The organism is Bacillus sp. NPDC094064 (assembly GCF_050279585.1).
In the GTDB taxonomy this organism is placed as follows: Bacteria; Bacillota; Bacilli; order Bacillales; family Bacillaceae_G; genus Bacillus_A.
In genome coordinates, this window is sequence record NZ_JBNNUI010000005.1 from 293100 (window position 1) to 310903 (window position 17804).

Genomic DNA, 17804 nt, shown 5'->3' on the forward strand with positions numbered 1-17804 from the left:
TCCTCTCAAATGAATTAATATTTTCGATAGATTTACTACTATTGTAATGGTTTAACCTTTATATCTCTCCCCCCCGTGACCAATGAATTAGGTGGTATTTTCCCTTTAATTATACATCCAGCACCAATAACACAATTATCACCTATTATAGAGCCACGTAGTATAATGGATCCTGCCCCTATCCAGCAATTCTCTCCTATTTCTATATCACTACATTTGTAACCTGACATTTTCCCTTGACCTCCAAACTTATGATCGTGATCGAAGATGCAGACATTGGGTCCAAAAATAGTTCCCTTCCCAATTTTCACAGATTTTCTACAAACAATAATGCAGTTACTATTAAAATATATATTATCACCAATTGAAAGTTCTCCACCATGAACTGACGCCAGCTGTACATTAGACTCAGTTGTAAGGTTTTTCCCTAATATACATTTTCCTCCATTGTTTAAATCTATAACAGTATCTGGATTTAATTTCAATTGATATGTAGAACCTAGTAAACGATGACTATATTTTATTTTCCTAGCTGTAAAAATAAAAATGGAAGCAAATGCCTTCCATAACTTATTAAAGGATGGTAATTTTAATCTAGTTACCTTTTTAAAACTCATAGCGTCTCACCACTTTTCTATTTTAAATAAAATGCCTACCTAATTAAGAGCAGCTGATAGAAACAAAATTCTTTGTATTCGATAATTCTTCCGAGAAAGCTTAATCGCTTAATGCACAGTTCCGTAGAACTGTGCATTAAGAAGTAATTTCATAAAAAAAGCATATGCAGCTTCTTTATATAGTACTCTAAATGATGTTTTTCGTGTAATTTTATCCATACGAGATTCCTTTATTCTGGATTTGGATCAGTTACTACTACCAAATCATTATAAAAATACTTTTTATAAAGAATTCTAGCAAAGAATAATTCAGACTAATATTTTAAATTGAATTATTTTAATGATACTTTATTGATTAAAAATATAATATTTTCATTACCATACGAGGTATCAATATCAGTTAATAATTCTTTTCATTTCACTTTTTTAAATCAATCATATCCCCCAATAAAATATCATCTTTCTCGTTTAAGAAAGGTACAAACCCTGAACCGTCATAAAAAGTCATTTCCCCGAAGTAAAGTTGTCCATTCACAAAATACCAATCGACCCTTACGTGGGTTATATTTGTTGCTAAAATCTCTGATAAGTGGGTCATTTCATCAAGAAAATTTGGTTTTTCCATAGGAGTTTCAGTGAGTTTGATACCTTGCGAAATACCCATATTACCCCATTCTAAATCATAGAAATCCTGTGTGTAATCTTCGGAACCTCTGTTACTGTGAACTTGAATCAATCTTGCTTTGCCGTTAAAACACAAAACCTTATAATCAATCAAAGATTGATTACTTTGATCTTCCAAATATTCTTCGGCAATAATAAGAGGTTTAACATTTTTATATGGCCATTCTCTGCCATAATAATAAGCATTTTGCTTTAAATGACTATTAAGTTTCTTAACTATTCCTTGTACATCGATTTTACTTTTATCTTTACAAATGACTACACTTTTGGAATCATGATTGCATTTTAATACGAACTGCTTGGGCAGCTTTTCAAAATCTATTTCAGAAGCATCTTTCCAGACCCCTATTAGTGGAACTAAATACCTCTCACCAATTTTCTCTTTAATATAATTTCTAACTTCATATTTATCAACTAATCTTGTATATTCAGAATTACGATCGTTGATTTTTAACCATTGCAGCTTTTCATTAAATGTTCTTGGGTTTTTTAAATCTAAATTTTTCCTTATGTTTTTATAAAATATAATTTTCAAATATAACGAATCTGGTATAATTCGAAATAACCTGATTAATAAAGATTTCATATTTTTCTCCTTTTTATAATAGTATTGGATTATTTATATACTTGATTCTTATGTCTATTATTTTAAAACAAAAAACTTATTACCCATTCATCCACCCTATGAAAATAGCAGATAGAGAAATCTAATAAAAAAACAGTCTATCCGTTTTATCATTATCTTGAACGACAGCTTTCACCAAAAGAGATGATGGTATGTGCATTTATCCTCGCTGAAACAAAGATAAACAAACCGAGATTTCAACCTACCAAACTACTAAATCAAGGGTATGGCCAAATAAGTAAAAGAACTTAAAACTAGTTAGATTTCCACGAGTACAAGCTATAAAAAGAATTATACAAGAGAGGATAAAAACAAACTGTCTAAAATTAATTTTTATTATTTTGTTATATCGACTCGATTCTAGTACATATGCAAGTAGCGGAATTGCTATAATAGACAGAAATATTACAAATCTGTGAAAGGTATTATATTCAATCAAGAATACAATTAGTAGTACAGCCATATATTTACAAAAAACTAATAGTTTTTGTATACTGCGTAAATCGCCTTCTATTTTAATAAACTTAGATGTTAAAGAAATTAAATAAATTATAAATAGTAAACTTATTCCACCGATTAAATATTCCCAAAAATACCAATAACCCCCAGAAGATACATAGTCTTTAGTTTTTTCAACACTAGCCAAAAGGTATTCCTGACCAAAGATATATAAAACTGGTAATACAATTAGTACAAATAAAATCTTTGAGAACTTCTGATAATTATTTTTACTTTTTTCAATTACAAGGTAACTAAATCGAATCATTACCAATGCTAATACTGCAGGATGTATCAATGATACCAACACATACCATACTATATTCTTAAGGATAGACTTACCTTCAACCATCTCCTTATAAACAAAAACAGCGACAAATGAAAAACCAAGCATTGTCCTTATCCCTGAAATAACTTCTATTAATACCCCTAAAGACATGAAAAAAAACAGTACAAGTGCTGCATCAATTGCAGACACTTTATACCTAATAACACTCTTCTTTAATATATAAAAAACGTTATTATAAAAGAGAAAAGCTGTGATGGCAGGTAATAAACCATCTATTTTAGTTTTACCGATTAAATACATATACAACAAGTTAATTGGAGTAGTGGAGTTTAACATCTCATTCCATAGCTCACTGAAGTTTAAACTTCCCCAAATGTGCATTATTGGTATTAATCTATATAAATCTCCCCCCGGAGATGGAACAAAAAAGAAAGACATTGTAGATAATATCAATGTATAAAAAAATAATATTTTACCTATATATTTGTTTCCTAGCTTAGATATTAAAAAACACATTATCCAAAGTATTAGTACATAGGTAAAAAGAGAAATAATTCTTTCGGTAAGGTACAATTTAACTCTCCCCATTTTCAGATTTCTATCAACGGATGCTACAACGTTAAAATTTTTGCATCACTAAGCCTTGTATTAATAAAGCAAATAACATACAACTAACGCTAATTATGTTTACTATATTTCTGTTATAAATTAGTATTAATATTCTATCAAATAATTAAACTTAATTATGTTATTCACTTTAGTTATCTTTTTTAATTGATTAATTTATTATATACACTATGACTTTTTTGGGCTAAAGCATCCCAATCGTAACTTCGGGATAGTTCCATTGCATTTTCCCCTTTTTCTTCCATTTTGCTTTTTTCACGGATAAGTCCTTTTATAGCTATAACTATACTCTCGATTTCATTTTCAGCAATCCATCCTGCATTATTGCTTTCAATTTCTTTAGCCATATTTGTGCCGGTAGTTACAAGAGATGGTAATCCATATGATAATGCCTCAATTAAACCCATTGGGTGTCCCTCAAATCTTGATGTTAAAACAAAAAAGTCACTATCCAAAAGTACAGTTTCTTTTTCACTATCATAAATTCCATCTTTCACTTTTATAATATTATCTAGACCATGTTTAACAATTAAATTAGTTATCTCATGTTTTGAACCGTTTTGATCTTTTCCATAAATGTCAATTTGAATAATTCCATCTATCTCATTCTTTAGTTTTGCACAAGCTTCTATAAGTAAATCTATTCCTTTATGATAAACATGCAATCTCCCTATAAAAACTCCTTTTAAGGGAGAACGTTCTCTAAAAGTTTTCCCTATTGTTTTGACATAAGTGCCATTAGGAACTATTAAATGATTTTCATTCCACCAATCACCAGAGTCTCGATATTCTGCCTGATTCAAATACTGGATGGCAAGTGCATTCTTTATAAATTTGTTGAAAATCAATTTGTTTGAAATCTTCTTTTTAAGAGCTTTAATTTTTTGAGCCCCTCTTGTTAATGAGCCTCTTGGAATTATAATATATGGTATATTACGTTTAACAAGTTCTTTTGAAATTAGATAGTAATCTATAAAATAAACTCCTTGGAATACAACTAAATCCGGAGAGTTATAAGGTGCAGGAAGTTCCGATATTTTTTTTGAAGGAAAATCCTTAATATTACTATATTTTATATTTTTAGTATCATTTCTTTTATATGTAGAGTTCAAATTATACCAAAAGACTTTATCAATTCGACTTTGACTTTCTATTTGAGCGGGCACACTGTACGTAAACCCTGCTGCCTTGTTTCCAGAAAGGCAGGAAATGTATACAATATTCAACTTAGTTCCTCTCCCATTAAATTGCTTATTTTATTATATGTTTTTTCCCTGTTAAATAAATTTTCTGCTAGTTTACGATTATTTCTTCCCATATCTTCCTTTAATTTCTCGTCGTTAATTAAATCAATAAGTTTTTCAGATAAATCTAATGCACAACCATTTATACAATTAAACCCTGCCCTGTAATCCTCTACAAGTTCTTTATATTCATTAGATTCCTGAGTATTTAATACAGGTAAACCTGCAGCAGCATAGTCACCTACTTTGTTTATAATACTACCAGCAGATCCCTGCTTTATTGGGTTCACCGCTATATCACAAGACTTTAAAATTCCAACCATCTTATCATACCCTAATCTACCAGTAAACAATGCATTTATCCCAAGCTGTTTAGCATAGGTCTCAAATTTAGACTTATATGGTCCATCTCCCATGACGACAAACTTGATATTGTTTATCCCTTTATCTTTTACTATCTTCAAGGCATCTATTACACTACAAATATCATAACTATGTCCCAATGTTCCTATATAGACAAGCCACATTTCATTATTAGGTTTATCTGTTAACTTATTCTGCTCAGCCAAATTATCAAAATATGCCAATTCGGTACCTAGATAAATCCCGAGAGCATCTATACCCTTATTATTGGCTTTTAGTGCTCTATCAGCATAAGTTTGAGAAACTGCTACAATTTCATCTGCAGTTGAGTAAATATAATCAGCTTTTTTTTTCATTGGGTAGAAGATAATATCCTTAATTACTGGGACATTAAATACCATTTTAAATGCCTCCGGCCACAAATCTTGAACATCAATAATAAACCGAATGTTATGTTTTTTTGCGTATTTCGCAGTTGTCTTTGCTACATCTAATGAAGGAACTGCACAATAAATAACATCCGGTTTTTTCCTATTACTTAAGTATTTTCGTAAATTCCGCCCCATTACATAATGACTATAAAAACGTTTAAACGAAACATTTTTAGTGTACCCCGGTTCTTTTAACATCGTTATCTTATAGCTTATACTTTGTTTCTGTTCATTTGTTACATTTCGTTGCTTTTTAGTTCTATGTGAGAAACTTGTTGTTACAATTTCAACATTGGCTTTTTGTTTATCTATCTTTTCTGCTATATAATTAAATCTCCCATTGCCCACCTCACCTGGTACTTGTGTAAAGTGAGCTATTATTAAAATGTCCTTCATTTTTTCACCCAATCTATATATATGCATCGAAAAAAAACTAATTTTCCATTAATACCTATACCATTATTTCATTAGATAACTAAGCCCTAGAATTTAGGCATGTACTAAGATTTTCTTCTCCTTTGCAGGAACCCCAACATATACAGAATTCGGTTTAGTATTTTTCGTCACTACAGTCCCCGCACCTAATACTACATTTGCCTCAATGGTTAAGCCTTGTATTATCGTAGCACCTGTTCCAACCATGGATTTTGACTTTAAATTAACATTTCCTGATATCTTACTTCCAGGCATAACTGTTACATAATCTAACATCAACACATCATGACCTAAAGTTGATCCTATATTAATATGCGAATGATTACCCATCGTGCATTCAGGATTAATAACAACACCTGCACATATGATATTTCCCTCTCCAAGTTTTGTATAATTACTAACTACTGCACTTGGATGGATTAAATTTATCCATTGGACATCATTTAACTTTCTTGAAATACGCTCTCTTATTTCTCCATCAGCAATTGCTATAACGCCCTGTATTTGTTGTTGCTGTGAAAGTTGTTTAATATAATTCGTATCTCCAATTACTTCATATCCTAGAACTTCGGTACCAACTAAGCTTTTATTATCGTCTATAATCCCTAATAGTTTATACTCTGGATTTATTAAATTTAACTGTTCAATAATTTCAATTACTTGTTTACTAAAACCACCGCTTCCAATAACTACTACATCATTCATTTTCCAACCTCATTTTTATTTATGCCATATTTTTTTGAACCTTTAAATTTTATATCTTTAATATTACTATTAAAATTAATTCCTTCGCGTACAAAAACTTTCCTAATAGTTAACAATATAATTTTAATGTCACCGCTAAAACTAACATTTTCTACATATTCGACATCGAGGTCAAATTTATCTTCCCAAGACAAAGAGTTCCTTCCTTTTGCCTGAGCTAGGCCGGACAAACCTGGTCTCACTTCATGTCTACGTTTTTGATGAGAGTTATAGAGAGGTAAATATTCAACCAATAGAGGTCGGGGTCCTATAATTGACATATCTCCCTTAATAATATTAAATAGCTCTGGTAATTCATCTAAGCTTGTACTTCTCAAAAACTTTCCAAATCTAGTGTATCTCATCTCATTAGGCAGTAACTCCCCATTTTCATCCCTTTGATCTGTCATCGTCCTAAATTTATACATCATAAAAATCTCTTCATTAAGACCGGGTCTTTCCTGCTTAAAAATCACCGGACTCCCAAGATTTATTTTCACAAGCAAAGCAACTATTAAATAGACCGGACTAAGAACAAGAATAGCAATCAAAGAAAGAATGAAATCCATTGATCTCTTTATAAATCCCCCATAAATACTTCCTTTAGAATTCTTCATTATTTCAACCACAACCCTTTAATAATCTCTACTACTCTAGTCAAATCTTTATCCGTTATTTTTGTATCACTTGGCAAGCAAATACCATTCTCAAATAATGTCTCTGATACGTCTGTACCAACAAAATCATATTTCTCAAAGAACGGTTGTAGATGCATAGGTTTCCAAACCGGTCTAGATTCAATATTTTCCTTTTCAAGTGCTTCCATCACATCTATTGGACGAACCTTACCGTTCAATGTTATAGAACTTAACCAATAATTCGGTTCATCCCATTCGTTACTAGGCATAAATTCAATACCTTCAAGATTTCCTAATTCTCTCTTATAAAAATCGAATATGTATCTTTTCTTCTGAACTCTTTGGTCTAATACTTTAAGTTGTCCTCTACCAATTCCGGCAACTACATTACTCATGCGATAGTTAAACCCTAATTCACTATGTTGATAATGTCTTGCCTGATCTCTACTTTGAGTAGCCCAGAACCTTACCTTTGAAACTCTTTCTTCATCATTAGAAACTAGCATACCACCACCAGAAGTTGTGATGATCTTATTTCCATTAAAAGAGAAAATACCATAATTACCAAAACTTCCAGTATGCTTCTCTTTATAGTACGTTCCTAAAGATTCCGCTGCATCTTCAATTAAAGCAACATTATATTTTTTACAAAGTTCAACAATCTTATCCATATCTGCGGAGAGACCATATAAATGAACCACTATAACTGCCTTTACATTTGGATACTTTTGAAAAGCTTCCTCTAGTGCTTTTGGACACATATTCCAAGTTTCATAATTACTATCTATGAAAACAGGAGTAGCATTTTGATAAATGATAGGATTTGCAGTAGCTGAGAATGTAAGTGTTTGACAAAAAACAACATCTCCTTCCCCTACTTCTGCTGCCTTTAAGGCCATATGAATGGCAGCTGTTCCAGAAGATAATGCCGCCGCCGCTTTAGAACCAACTTTTTCTGCTAGCTCCCTTTCAAATCCATTCACATTTTCTCCAAGTGGTGCAATCCAATTTGTATCGAAAGCTTCCTTAACATAATGCATTTCATAACCTTCATCACTCATATGTGGTGATGAAAGAAATATTCTGTCTCCCATTTAAAAAACTTCCTTCCCTGAAATTAATTTTTTAAATTAACTTTATTATTTGCAATGCCTAATAATCGTTCTCTTATTTCCTCTTTATCCATTCCCTCAAAATCATTCATAAATTGTCTTAAGATCTTTTGGTCCATTAAAACAGCTTTTCCTATATGAATTTTAGGGAATATTTGCTCTGGATGAATCTCACCTTCATTTAATAGCTCTTCATACATTTTTTCACCTGGTCTTAATCCAGTAAATTCAATTCCAATTTCTTCAATATCAAAACCTGAAAGAGTAATTAAATTTTTAGCCAAATCTACAATTTTTACTGGATCTCCCATATCTAGTACAAACAATTCCCCACCTCTAGCTAGGGTTCCAGCTTGAATAACTAATCTCGAAGCTTCTGGTATTGTCATAAAGTAACGAATCATGTCGGGGTGAGTAACTGTTACAGGTCCACCCTTTTGAATTTGTTTCTTAAACAAAGGAATTACACTCCCCCTACTCCCAAGAACATTACCAAATCTAACCGCCACAAAGCGCGTTCCAGTACTAACAGATGCCATATGTTGGACAAGCATCTCTGCAAATCGCTTTGTAGCTCCCATTACATTCGTAGGGTTTACTGCTTTATCTGTAGAAACCATTACAAACGTATTTGTTTTAAATGTATCAGCAGCTTCGGCTACATTCTTCGTACCAAAAATATTATTTTTCACGGCCTCTTCGGGGTTGCGTTCCATTAAAGGTACGTGTTTATGTGCTGCTGCATGATATACGATATACGGTTTGTGCTTTTTCATTATTTCAAATATTTTATGGCGATCTTGAACATCAGCAATTTCTGTCGTAATTTCGACAGATTCTTTATAAGTAACTCTCATTTCCATTTCGATATTATAAATACTGTTCTCACCATGTCCTAAAAGAACAATTTTTGCTGGCTTATACTTCATTACTTGTCGACAAATTTCTGATCCAATTGATCCACCAGCACCTGTTACTAAAATTGTTTTGCCTGTAATTTTTCCTCCAATTCCCGCATCATCTAATTGAATTGGTTCTCTTCCTAATAAATCTTCAACTTGTACATCCCGGAATTCATTAACAGAAACTTTACCATCTAGAAGATCTTCAAGCATCGGTACAATTTGCGTTTTCGCTTTCGTTTTTCTACACATCTCAAAAATCTCGTTTATTTGACCTCTATTTAATGAAGGGATTGCGATAATAATATGTTCTATATCATTGTCTTCTACAATTTCTTGAATGTGATTTGTTGTCCCAATAACCGGTACATTATAAATTTCTAATTTTTGTTTATTTCTATCATCATCAACAAACGCAATTGGATATAAATCTGCTTCTTTATTATGTTGTAATTGACGTACTACCATTGTTCCTGCTGAACCAGCGCCAATAATCAATGTTCGTTTTTTATCAGTAGCTTTCGCAATATACGTATCACGGAACATACGCCATACAAAGCGCGAACCACCAATTAATAATAAATGTAACATCCATGCGATTGCTAAAATGCGAACATAAATATCATGACTTATAATTTGTTGAACAATTGCCGTTACTAAAATGGATAACGTAATTGCCTTAAATATTTGTTTTAATTCCCCAATGCTTGCATATTCCCACGCCTTGTTATACAGCTTATAAATAGCAGCAAAAATATGATGGCTACACAATAATGTAATAGAACTAATAATTACTGTCGTAGGAATTTTACTTAATGTATTTGGGTGTATGAACCAATAGCTTAAGTACACGGCAGTTAGTACGATAAATGAATCTAATAAAACTAATAATGAGAGCCGTTTTCGATAACTCAATATATCTGTTCCCTTCTTTATATAATTGGTATATTATTAAAATTCAAAAAGAGCATTCTCTTATGAATACACCTCTTCCTTTTTTACAAGTTCTTTCATATATTTCATCAAGTCTACTTTCAATTCTTCATTTTGGAGTGCCATTTCAATCGTCGTCTTAATAAATCCGAACTTCTCTCCAACATCGTAACGAGTTCCTTCAAAGTCATAAGCAAATACTTGTTGGATTTCATTTAATCGTTGAATCGCATCTGTTAATTGAATCTCTCCACCCGCACCTGTTTGTTGGTTCTCAAGAAACGTAAAAATTTCTGGTGTTAATACGTAACGTCCCATAATAGCTAAATTAGATGGCGCTGTACCTTGAGCTGGCTTTTCTAAAAATTGACGCACTTGATAACGACGTTCATTTTGTTCAACTGGATCAATAATGCCGTAACGATGTGTTTCATTTTCAGGTACTGTTTGTACACCAATAACCGATGATTGTGTTCCTTCGTATTGATCCATCAATTGACGTAAACACGGTGTTTCTGCTTGCACAATATCATCACCAAGTAATACCGCAAATGGTTCATTTCCAATAAATTTACGTGCGCACCATACCGCATGCCCTAAACCTTTTGGTTCTTTTTGTCTTATGTAATGAATATTAATTTTTGAAGAAGCTTGTACTTTTTCAAGTACTTCCAATTTTCCTTTTTCAAGTAGATTTTGTTCTAACTCAAAAGAGTGATCAAAATGATCTTCAATCGCACGCTTTCCTCTTCCAGTCACAATAATAATATCTTCAATTCCTGATTCTATCGCTTCTTCTACTATGTATTGAATCGTCGGTTTATCAACGATCGGTAACATTTCCTTCGGCATCGCTTTCGTCGCTGGTAAAAATCTCGTCCCAAGGCCAGCCGCTGGGATAATTGCTTTTCTTATTTTTTCCAATTATAGCCCTCCGCATTTAATTATTTGTATGTAACAATAACAAAAACCCTACCTATAGAGTCATCTTTATAACTCCATAGGTAGAGTTTCTATCATAAATAAATGATGGGCATCTAACCCAACCTCACGTCATACTCCCGACAACAAGTGTCTAAGGTAGGTTCGAAATAAAAATTTCTACCCACAGCACGACCGAGTGCCTCCATTGATAACGGTTAGGAGACATCACCTGTTCCTTATTCAAAAAATTCCAAACATTTTTTTACGACGAATGTGTTCTGGATCTTCTTTATAAATCACTTTCCCGCTAATTAATAAATAAGGATTTTCTTTTAAATCACTCATCACACTCATTCCGAATTCTTTTCCGATTAACTCGTAGCTTTCCGCTAAATGGAATCCTCTTGACGTTGTGTTATGTGCATCTGAAGCGATCATATGTGTTAAATTATGTTCCACAAGTTGCAAGGAAAACTTTTTAATTTTTTTACCGAATTTACCCAGCAAACTACCTGCTGTTACTTGAGTTAACGTCCCCTTGTTTACAAGGTTATATAACTTATCTGGTCGCTCCATTAACTCAGCGTTACGCTCCGGATGAACGATAATTGGAATCAGTCCTTTTACACGTAGTTCATATAGTAGTTGCTCTGCATAACGAGGTACATGATTTGACGGGAATTCAATGAATATATATTTATTCGTTTCATTTAAAGTAACAATTTTACCAGCTTCATAGTCTTCTAATAAGTCACCATATAACCTAACCTCTTGTCCTGGCAAAATTTCTAGCGGAATATCCTGTTGTTGTAGTTCATCATTTAATTGCTTCACTTGATGAATAATCGAAGTACGCTCATTTACATATTTTCCATTTTGATGGTGCGGTGTTGCGACAATTGTATGGATCCCTTCTTGAACAGCCTTTTGTGCCATCGCTAAACTATCTGTTACCGTTTGTGCACCGTCATCGATACTAGGTAAAATGTGACAATGTAAATCAATCACTTATTTCATCCTCCTCTCCCGTAATTATCTTTTTTCCCTTGAATATGAAATTTATCTCATATTCAAGGGAAAAAAGGAGATATGATCATGTCATATCTCACTTTTCAATTAGTTCGCACCGTAGTAATAATATAAGCCATGTTCACGTTCACGATCATTTAAAACGACACCTAACAATTTACCTTTTGCCGATTGTAATAAACCTTTTGCTTTTACTGCCGCTTCTTTTTCCGTTGCTTCACTACGTACAACAAGAATAGAGGCGTCACATACATTTGCCATAATTTGCGCATCTGTAACAGCTAAAATTGGTGGTAAATCAAAAATGACTAAATCGTACATACTATACGCTTGTGCAAGTAGTTCTTGCATTGATTTCGAACCTAACAATTCTGCCGGGTTTGGCGGGATCGGCCCACATGCTAAAAAGTGTAGATTATCAACTGATGTTTTTTGTACACACTTTTCTAAACGTTCACTATGTGTTAATACATTCGTTAATCCGAAAATGTTATCTACTTGGAATACTTGATGCATCGCCGGTTTGCGCATATCCGCATCAATTAGTAGTACTTTCTTCCCTTGTTGTGCAAAAACAACTGCCATATTCGATGTTATCGTTGTTTTCCCTTCACTCAGGTTTGCAGACGTTACCATTATCGAATGTAAATTTGTATCAACAGATGCAAATTCAACATTCGTTCGAATGTTACGAAATTGTTCTGAAATAGGTGATTTCGGTTGTTGATGAGCAATTAATTGACGACGTTGACGATGATTCTTTTTCTTTTTAAATAAACTATTAAGAGCCAATTGTTTGTCCCCTCACTTTTCTTGATGATGGAGCATGCGATTTCACGTTCGTTTTTTCTTCATCCATACGAGCGACGATACCTAACACTGGTAAGCCAAGTAAGTTTTCTACATCTTCTTCCTTTTTCACTGTGTTATCTAAGTATTCTAGTAAGAACACAAGACCAACTGCAGCCATTAAACCAACAACGAAAGCAATTGCTACATTTAACATTGGACGTGGTTTAATTGGAGATTGATTTTCTCCAACTTCAGCTTTAGATAGTACCGTTACGTTATCAACGTTCATAATTTTCGCAACTTCATCTTTAAATACATCTGCAGTTGCATTGGCAATATCACGAGCTACTTTTGGGTCTTTATCTTCAACTGTTACAGAAATGACCTGTGAATCTTTTTCATTTGCAACATTAATCTTTCCTGCTAAAGCTTGTGCTGTCATGCTTAAATTTAATTTTTCATTTACTTGATCTAAGATTACTGGACTTTTAATAATAACCTTATATGTATTCGTTAATTGAATATTCGTTTGAACTTCACCAGCTTGAATCATTGTTCCATCTTGTTTCTTCTGGTTAACAAGAATTTGCGTTGAAGATTGATAGATTGGTGTTATAAAGAAGAAGCTAATGATAGCACTTACTATAGCTGCACCAAAGGCGATTACGAGGATCATTGCTAAACGTTTTTTTAAGATATGAAATAACTCTTTTAAACTAATTGTTTCTTCCATAGGTTCCTCCAACTTTCTAAAATTTGCGCATGAGAAAAATTATAACATATAATCTTACATTTTTTTATTTTAGTAATATCTACGTACGATTAGTATTTAAAAACATATATAATCTTACAAAATAATCTTAAATCTGACAACACATTCCATCAAATTTCCAAAATTTTATATTATATCACATTTCTTGTATAACGCAATGCTAAATTTTATAAAAATTCTAAATAAAAACAACCAATAAGCATTTCTTATTGGTCGCTTTTACTATTTTAGTAATAGCCGTATTGCTCTTGGTCTTCTTTTTTATCGTTTAATACGACTCCAAGTATTTTTCCTGATGCTTTGTCTAATAGTTGTTTCGTTTTTACGATTTTATCTTTTTCTGTTTTTTCGCTGCGTACGACAAGTATGATTCCATCACACTTATTCGCAAGTATTTGTGCATCGGTAACCGCAAGAACTGGCGGTGTGTCTATTAAAACAATATCAAACATGTTATATGCTTCAAGTAATACCTCGTCCATTACTCGATTTCCTAACAGTTCTGCTGGGTTTGGTGGTATTGGCCCTGATGCCATTACGTATACATTCTCTATATCTGTCTTTTGAATACATTGCATTATATTTGCTTGTCCTGATAATACATTTGTTAGTCCATTTGAATTATGGACTGCAAATAAGTCTTGTATGGAAGGCTTACGTAAATCAGCTCCAATTACTAAAACTTTCTTTCCTTGTTGACCGAAAACAACTGCTAAGTTTGAAACTGTCATTGTTTTTCCGTCACCAGGATTTGCTGACGTTACCATGATAGAACGAATATTATTGTCTACAGATGTAAATTCAATATTTGTACGAATGTTACGGTATTGTTCCGTAATACGTGATTTAGGCTCCTGATGTGTAATTAATTGTCGTATTGGTTTTCTTTTTTCTCTCCCGAACATGTTCTAATCTCCTCTGTTAAAATGCGACACTCTCCCTATTTCTTTATGCTCGATATACACGCCTATTTCATTCACAATGGATATATTACGCTCGTTTCCCACTTATTTCTACTGTTAAATCCGTCCATTATCTGCCATGTATAACCATATTTAATACCATTCTATTTTGTCCTATATAAAGACCGTAACAATATGACAATAGCTTCATTTCTTTTATACCTTTATCATTTATCTCAAAAACGAGATAAATGATAAAGTAATTGTATGGTAATCCAAATTAGTTTACAACTAATTTTCTAACTAGTTTGTATTTTTATATTTATATCGATATATTTAGTAAATAAAAAAATCTTCCTGTATTTTTACAAGAAGATTTTTTTATTCGATCTATTCTTTTTTATCACCAATTGCAAATGTAATTTCTGCTTCACATGCAACTTCGCCATCTACTGTTGCGATTGCTTTCCCTTTTCCGATTGGGCCACGTACACGTGTCATTTCCACTTCTAGGCGGAGTTGATCACCTGGGCGTACTTGTTTTTTGAAACGACAATTGTCGATTCCTGCGAAGAAAGCGAGTCTTCCGCGATTTTCTTCTTTCTTTAATACAGCAACTGCTCCGACTTGCGCTAATGCTTCTACAATAAGTACACCAGGCATAACTGCATAGTCAGGGAAGTGTCCATTAAAGAATTCTTCGTTTGCAGATACATTTTTAATTCCAACCGCTCTTTTTCCTTCATCTACTTCTAATATTTTATCAACGAGTAAAAATGGATAGCGGTGAGGAATGATTTCTTTAATTTGTTCTATATTTAGCATGTAACAATCGCCCCTTTTGTAATATTGGTCTTACCACTTGGACATATTGTTTATTATCCCATTTTGTTTATTGTTTGTCATTACAAAGTGAAATTTTATATTCAGCATCGCTTCCTATATAAAAAAATGCACACACTCTATTCCATTAAAATAGTTGCACATTCCTGCAACTGACACGGAGGTAGAAAAGAGTGTATGCCCAAGTTAGGGAAAGGCAATATGTATGTGAACATTCTTTGCCTTAATGTCGTATTCGACTCATTATATTATAAACGTTTTCGAATAAGGAAATATTAAATTTAACCATATATATGAATATTTTCCCTATTTTCTTCGTTTTTCTTTATTTTTCTTCTATTTTCTCAATAAATCAAAATATAAAAATATAAAAACAAAAAAGAGCTACGGTTATGACACCTTAGCTCTTCTCACTTTAGTCCGCTATTTACGGGTTATGAATCAGTCGGTTCCCCGCACTTTATTTCAAAGCACGACGTGGTAATTTATCGATATTCTCTAACATAATACCTGTACCAACCGCAACACATTGCATTGGGTTTTCAGCAATTAATACTGGTACTTTTAATTCTTCTGCTAGAAGCATGTCGATACCGTGTAGTAAAGCTCCACCGCCTGTTAGAATAACACCGCGGTCGATGATGTCCGCAGATAATTCTGGTGGCGTGCGTTCTAGTACACCTTTTGCAGCTTGTACAATGACAGCTGCGTCTTCTTTTAGTGCTTCTGTAATTTCTTCAGAGCATACTGTAATTGTACGTGGTAAACCTGTTACCATGTCACGTCCGCGAATTTCAAGTTCTTCGCTACGTGCACCTGGGAATACTGTACCAACTTTAATTTTAATATTTTCTGAAGTACGTTCTCCAATTAATAGCTTATACTTACGTTTAACGTAGTTTAAGATCTCCATATCAAACTTATCGCCAGCCATTTTGATAGAGGAAGAGGTAACAATATCACCCATAGATAGTACAGCGATATCTGTTGTACCTCCACCAATATCAACAACCATGTTACCGCTTGGTTGGAAGATTTCCATACCAGCACCAACTGCGGCTACTTTTGGTTCTTCTTCTAAAAATACTGTTTTACCACCTGAACGTTCAGCAGCCTCACGAATTGCTTTTTGCTCTACTGATGTGATGTTCGTTGGGCAACAAATTAAAATACGCGGTTTTGAAAAGAAGCTCTTTACGTCCAATTTGTTAATGAAATACTTTAACATCGCTTCTGTAATTTCGAAATCTGCGATTACGCCATCTTTAAGTGGACGAATTGCTACAATATTACCAGGCGTACGCCCCACCATACTTCTTGCTTCTTCACCTACTGCTAGTACTTTACCTGTATTACGATCAATTGCCACAACAGATGGCTCATTTAATACAATACCCTTACCTTTAACATGAATTAATACGTTAGCCGTACCTAAGTCAATTCCGATATCTCGCGCAAACATTCCCGTCATTTCCTCCTCGATATTCAAAATCAGGTTACACCCGAATTCTTTTACACCTAATTTCTGATTTTATCATATATTTAACAGAAACGTAATATTCGCAAAAAGAATTCTTCTGAAAAATGTTACGGAATGTTTGCTACTGTATCTTTATTGACGTACAGGCTTTTCTACATCTTCTTTTCTATACTTTTGCTTTGTTGCTTCTCCGCCTCTTAAATGACGAATAGACTTATGATAATCAAGAATTTCTTTCACTTCATTTGCGAGCTCTGGATTAATTTCTGGTAAACGTTCTGTTAAATCTTTATGGACTGTACTCTTTGATACCCCAAATTCCTTTGCAATGACACGCACTGTCTTTCTTGTCTCCACGATATACTTACCAATCTTGATAGTTCTCTCTTTGATGTAATCGTGCACACCACTCGCCTCCCTAAATTGGATGTGAGAAGTGTGAAATGAGCCTCGCTGCATACGACTAAGAAGTAAGTGTGAGTGCTGTTTGTAAGCGTTAAACATTCTTGGATTTATAATGAAATGATTCACGATTTCTCACCTCAAACACTCTCTTTGCTTTGGTTTATACCATTGTATTGCCCGCACTACTGATATATGCTACATGTTCACTATTTTTGCGGACTAAGTTAAGAAAAATTACGTTTTTTTGTGAGAAATACGTTAACAATGACGATTTTGGCAAAAAAAATGACACCTTATATGAAAGGCGTCATTCTTCTCGGTCAAATTCTTCTTCTAACAACTGACGGTGGGGAACCTCTTTTTTACCAGCAATATAATAATATAAAGTGAATAAAACAAACAATAAAATAATAGCAATCGACAGAACAAATAAAAATGACACAGTATCCCCTCCTTTTTGTAATATATATTCGAGAATCTCGTCATTTTTCCTTGTTATTGCAACTTTTTTCTCG

General features: G+C 33.2%; 18 protein-coding genes. All 18 read right to left on the reverse strand.

Annotation, left to right across the window (positions count from 1 at the left end):
* Window positions 1–38: 38 nt before the first annotated feature.
* On the reverse strand, window positions 39–617 hold the full coding sequence (locus ACQKNI_RS14200; RefSeq protein WP_427282446.1) for an acyltransferase: 579 nt from the start codon (window positions 615–617) through the stop codon (window positions 39–41).
* A gap of 418 nt (window positions 618–1035) precedes the next feature.
* Complete coding sequence (locus ACQKNI_RS14205; RefSeq protein WP_427282447.1) at window positions 1036–1887, reverse strand: ATP-grasp fold amidoligase family protein; 852 nt, start codon at window positions 1885–1887, stop codon at window positions 1036–1038.
* Between the two features lie 241 nt (window positions 1888–2128).
* A complete protein-coding gene (locus ACQKNI_RS14210; protein WP_427282448.1) occupies window positions 2129–3286 on the reverse strand; it encodes a hypothetical protein in 1158 nt (385 codons plus the stop codon).
* Window positions 3287–3483: 197 nt separating this feature from the next.
* Window positions 3484–4566 carry a glycosyltransferase gene (locus ACQKNI_RS14215; protein ID WP_427282449.1) on the reverse strand — a complete coding sequence of 361 codons (1083 nt, stop codon included), beginning with the start codon at window positions 4564–4566 and terminating at the stop codon, window positions 3484–3486.
* Entirely contained in the window at window positions 4563–5774 is a 1212-nt protein-coding gene (locus ACQKNI_RS14220; protein ID WP_427282450.1) for a glycosyltransferase family 4 protein, read from the reverse strand. Before ACQKNI_RS14220 ends, ACQKNI_RS14215 begins: the two co-directional genes overlap by 4 nt.
* Before the next feature lie 93 nt (window positions 5775–5867).
* Window positions 5868–6518 carry an acetyltransferase gene (locus ACQKNI_RS14225; protein WP_427282451.1) on the reverse strand — a complete coding sequence of 217 codons (651 nt, stop codon included), beginning with the start codon at window positions 6516–6518 and terminating at the stop codon, window positions 5868–5870.
* The gene (locus tag ACQKNI_RS14230) at window positions 6515–7174 is read right to left on the reverse strand and encodes a sugar transferase (RefSeq protein ID WP_427282452.1); all 660 of its coding nucleotides are present in this window, start codon (window positions 7172–7174) and stop codon (window positions 6515–6517) included. The genes ACQKNI_RS14225 and ACQKNI_RS14230 overlap by 4 nt, the downstream gene beginning before the upstream one ends.
* Window positions 7174–8289: a DegT/DnrJ/EryC1/StrS family aminotransferase gene (locus tag ACQKNI_RS14235; RefSeq protein WP_427282453.1), complete on the reverse strand. Its 1116-nt coding sequence runs from the start codon at window positions 8287–8289 to the stop codon at window positions 7174–7176. Before ACQKNI_RS14235 ends, ACQKNI_RS14230 begins: the two co-directional genes overlap by 1 nt.
* Before the next feature lie 23 nt (window positions 8290–8312).
* Window positions 8313–10124: a polysaccharide biosynthesis protein gene (locus ACQKNI_RS14240; RefSeq protein ID WP_427282454.1), complete on the reverse strand. Its 1812-nt coding sequence runs from the start codon at window positions 10122–10124 to the stop codon at window positions 8313–8315.
* A 60-nt stretch (window positions 10125–10184) separates the two neighbouring features.
* Window positions 10185–11066 (reverse strand): UTP--glucose-1-phosphate uridylyltransferase BpsC, encoded by an 882-nt coding sequence (bpsC, locus tag ACQKNI_RS14245; RefSeq protein ID WP_427282455.1) that lies wholly within the window; start codon window positions 11064–11066, stop codon window positions 10185–10187.
* A 240-nt stretch (window positions 11067–11306) separates the two neighbouring features.
* Window positions 11307–12074, reverse strand: a complete 768-nt coding sequence (locus ACQKNI_RS14250; protein WP_427282456.1) for a tyrosine-protein phosphatase — start codon at window positions 12072–12074, stop codon at window positions 11307–11309.
* Between the two features lie 108 nt (window positions 12075–12182).
* Window positions 12183–12887, reverse strand: a complete 705-nt coding sequence (locus ACQKNI_RS14255; RefSeq protein WP_427282457.1) for a CpsD/CapB family tyrosine-protein kinase — start codon at window positions 12885–12887, stop codon at window positions 12183–12185.
* Complete coding sequence (locus tag ACQKNI_RS14260) at window positions 12877–13620, reverse strand: YveK family protein (protein WP_427282458.1); 744 nt, start codon at window positions 13618–13620, stop codon at window positions 12877–12879. Before ACQKNI_RS14260 ends, ACQKNI_RS14255 begins: the two co-directional genes overlap by 11 nt.
* A gap of 266 nt (window positions 13621–13886) precedes the next feature.
* Window positions 13887–14564 carry a CpsD/CapB family tyrosine-protein kinase gene (locus ACQKNI_RS14265; RefSeq protein WP_427282459.1) on the reverse strand — a complete coding sequence of 226 codons (678 nt, stop codon included), beginning with the start codon at window positions 14562–14564 and terminating at the stop codon, window positions 13887–13889.
* A gap of 387 nt (window positions 14565–14951) precedes the next feature.
* Window positions 14952–15386 (reverse strand): 3-hydroxyacyl-ACP dehydratase FabZ, encoded by a 435-nt coding sequence (gene fabZ / locus ACQKNI_RS14270; RefSeq protein ID WP_000931959.1) that lies wholly within the window; start codon window positions 15384–15386, stop codon window positions 14952–14954.
* Between the two features lie 478 nt (window positions 15387–15864).
* The gene (locus tag ACQKNI_RS14275; RefSeq protein WP_000457992.1) at window positions 15865–16866 is read right to left on the reverse strand and encodes a rod shape-determining protein; all 1002 of its coding nucleotides are present in this window, start codon (window positions 16864–16866) and stop codon (window positions 15865–15867) included.
* Between the two features lie 150 nt (window positions 16867–17016).
* Complete coding sequence (spoIIID, locus tag ACQKNI_RS14280; RefSeq protein ID WP_000544012.1) at window positions 17017–17289, reverse strand: sporulation transcriptional regulator SpoIIID; 273 nt, start codon at window positions 17287–17289, stop codon at window positions 17017–17019.
* 307 nt (window positions 17290–17596) lie between these two features.
* The gene (locus tag ACQKNI_RS14285) at window positions 17597–17731 is read right to left on the reverse strand and encodes an ABC transporter ATP-binding protein (RefSeq protein WP_088232001.1); all 135 of its coding nucleotides are present in this window, start codon (window positions 17729–17731) and stop codon (window positions 17597–17599) included.
* Window positions 17732–17804: the final 73 nt, after the last annotated feature.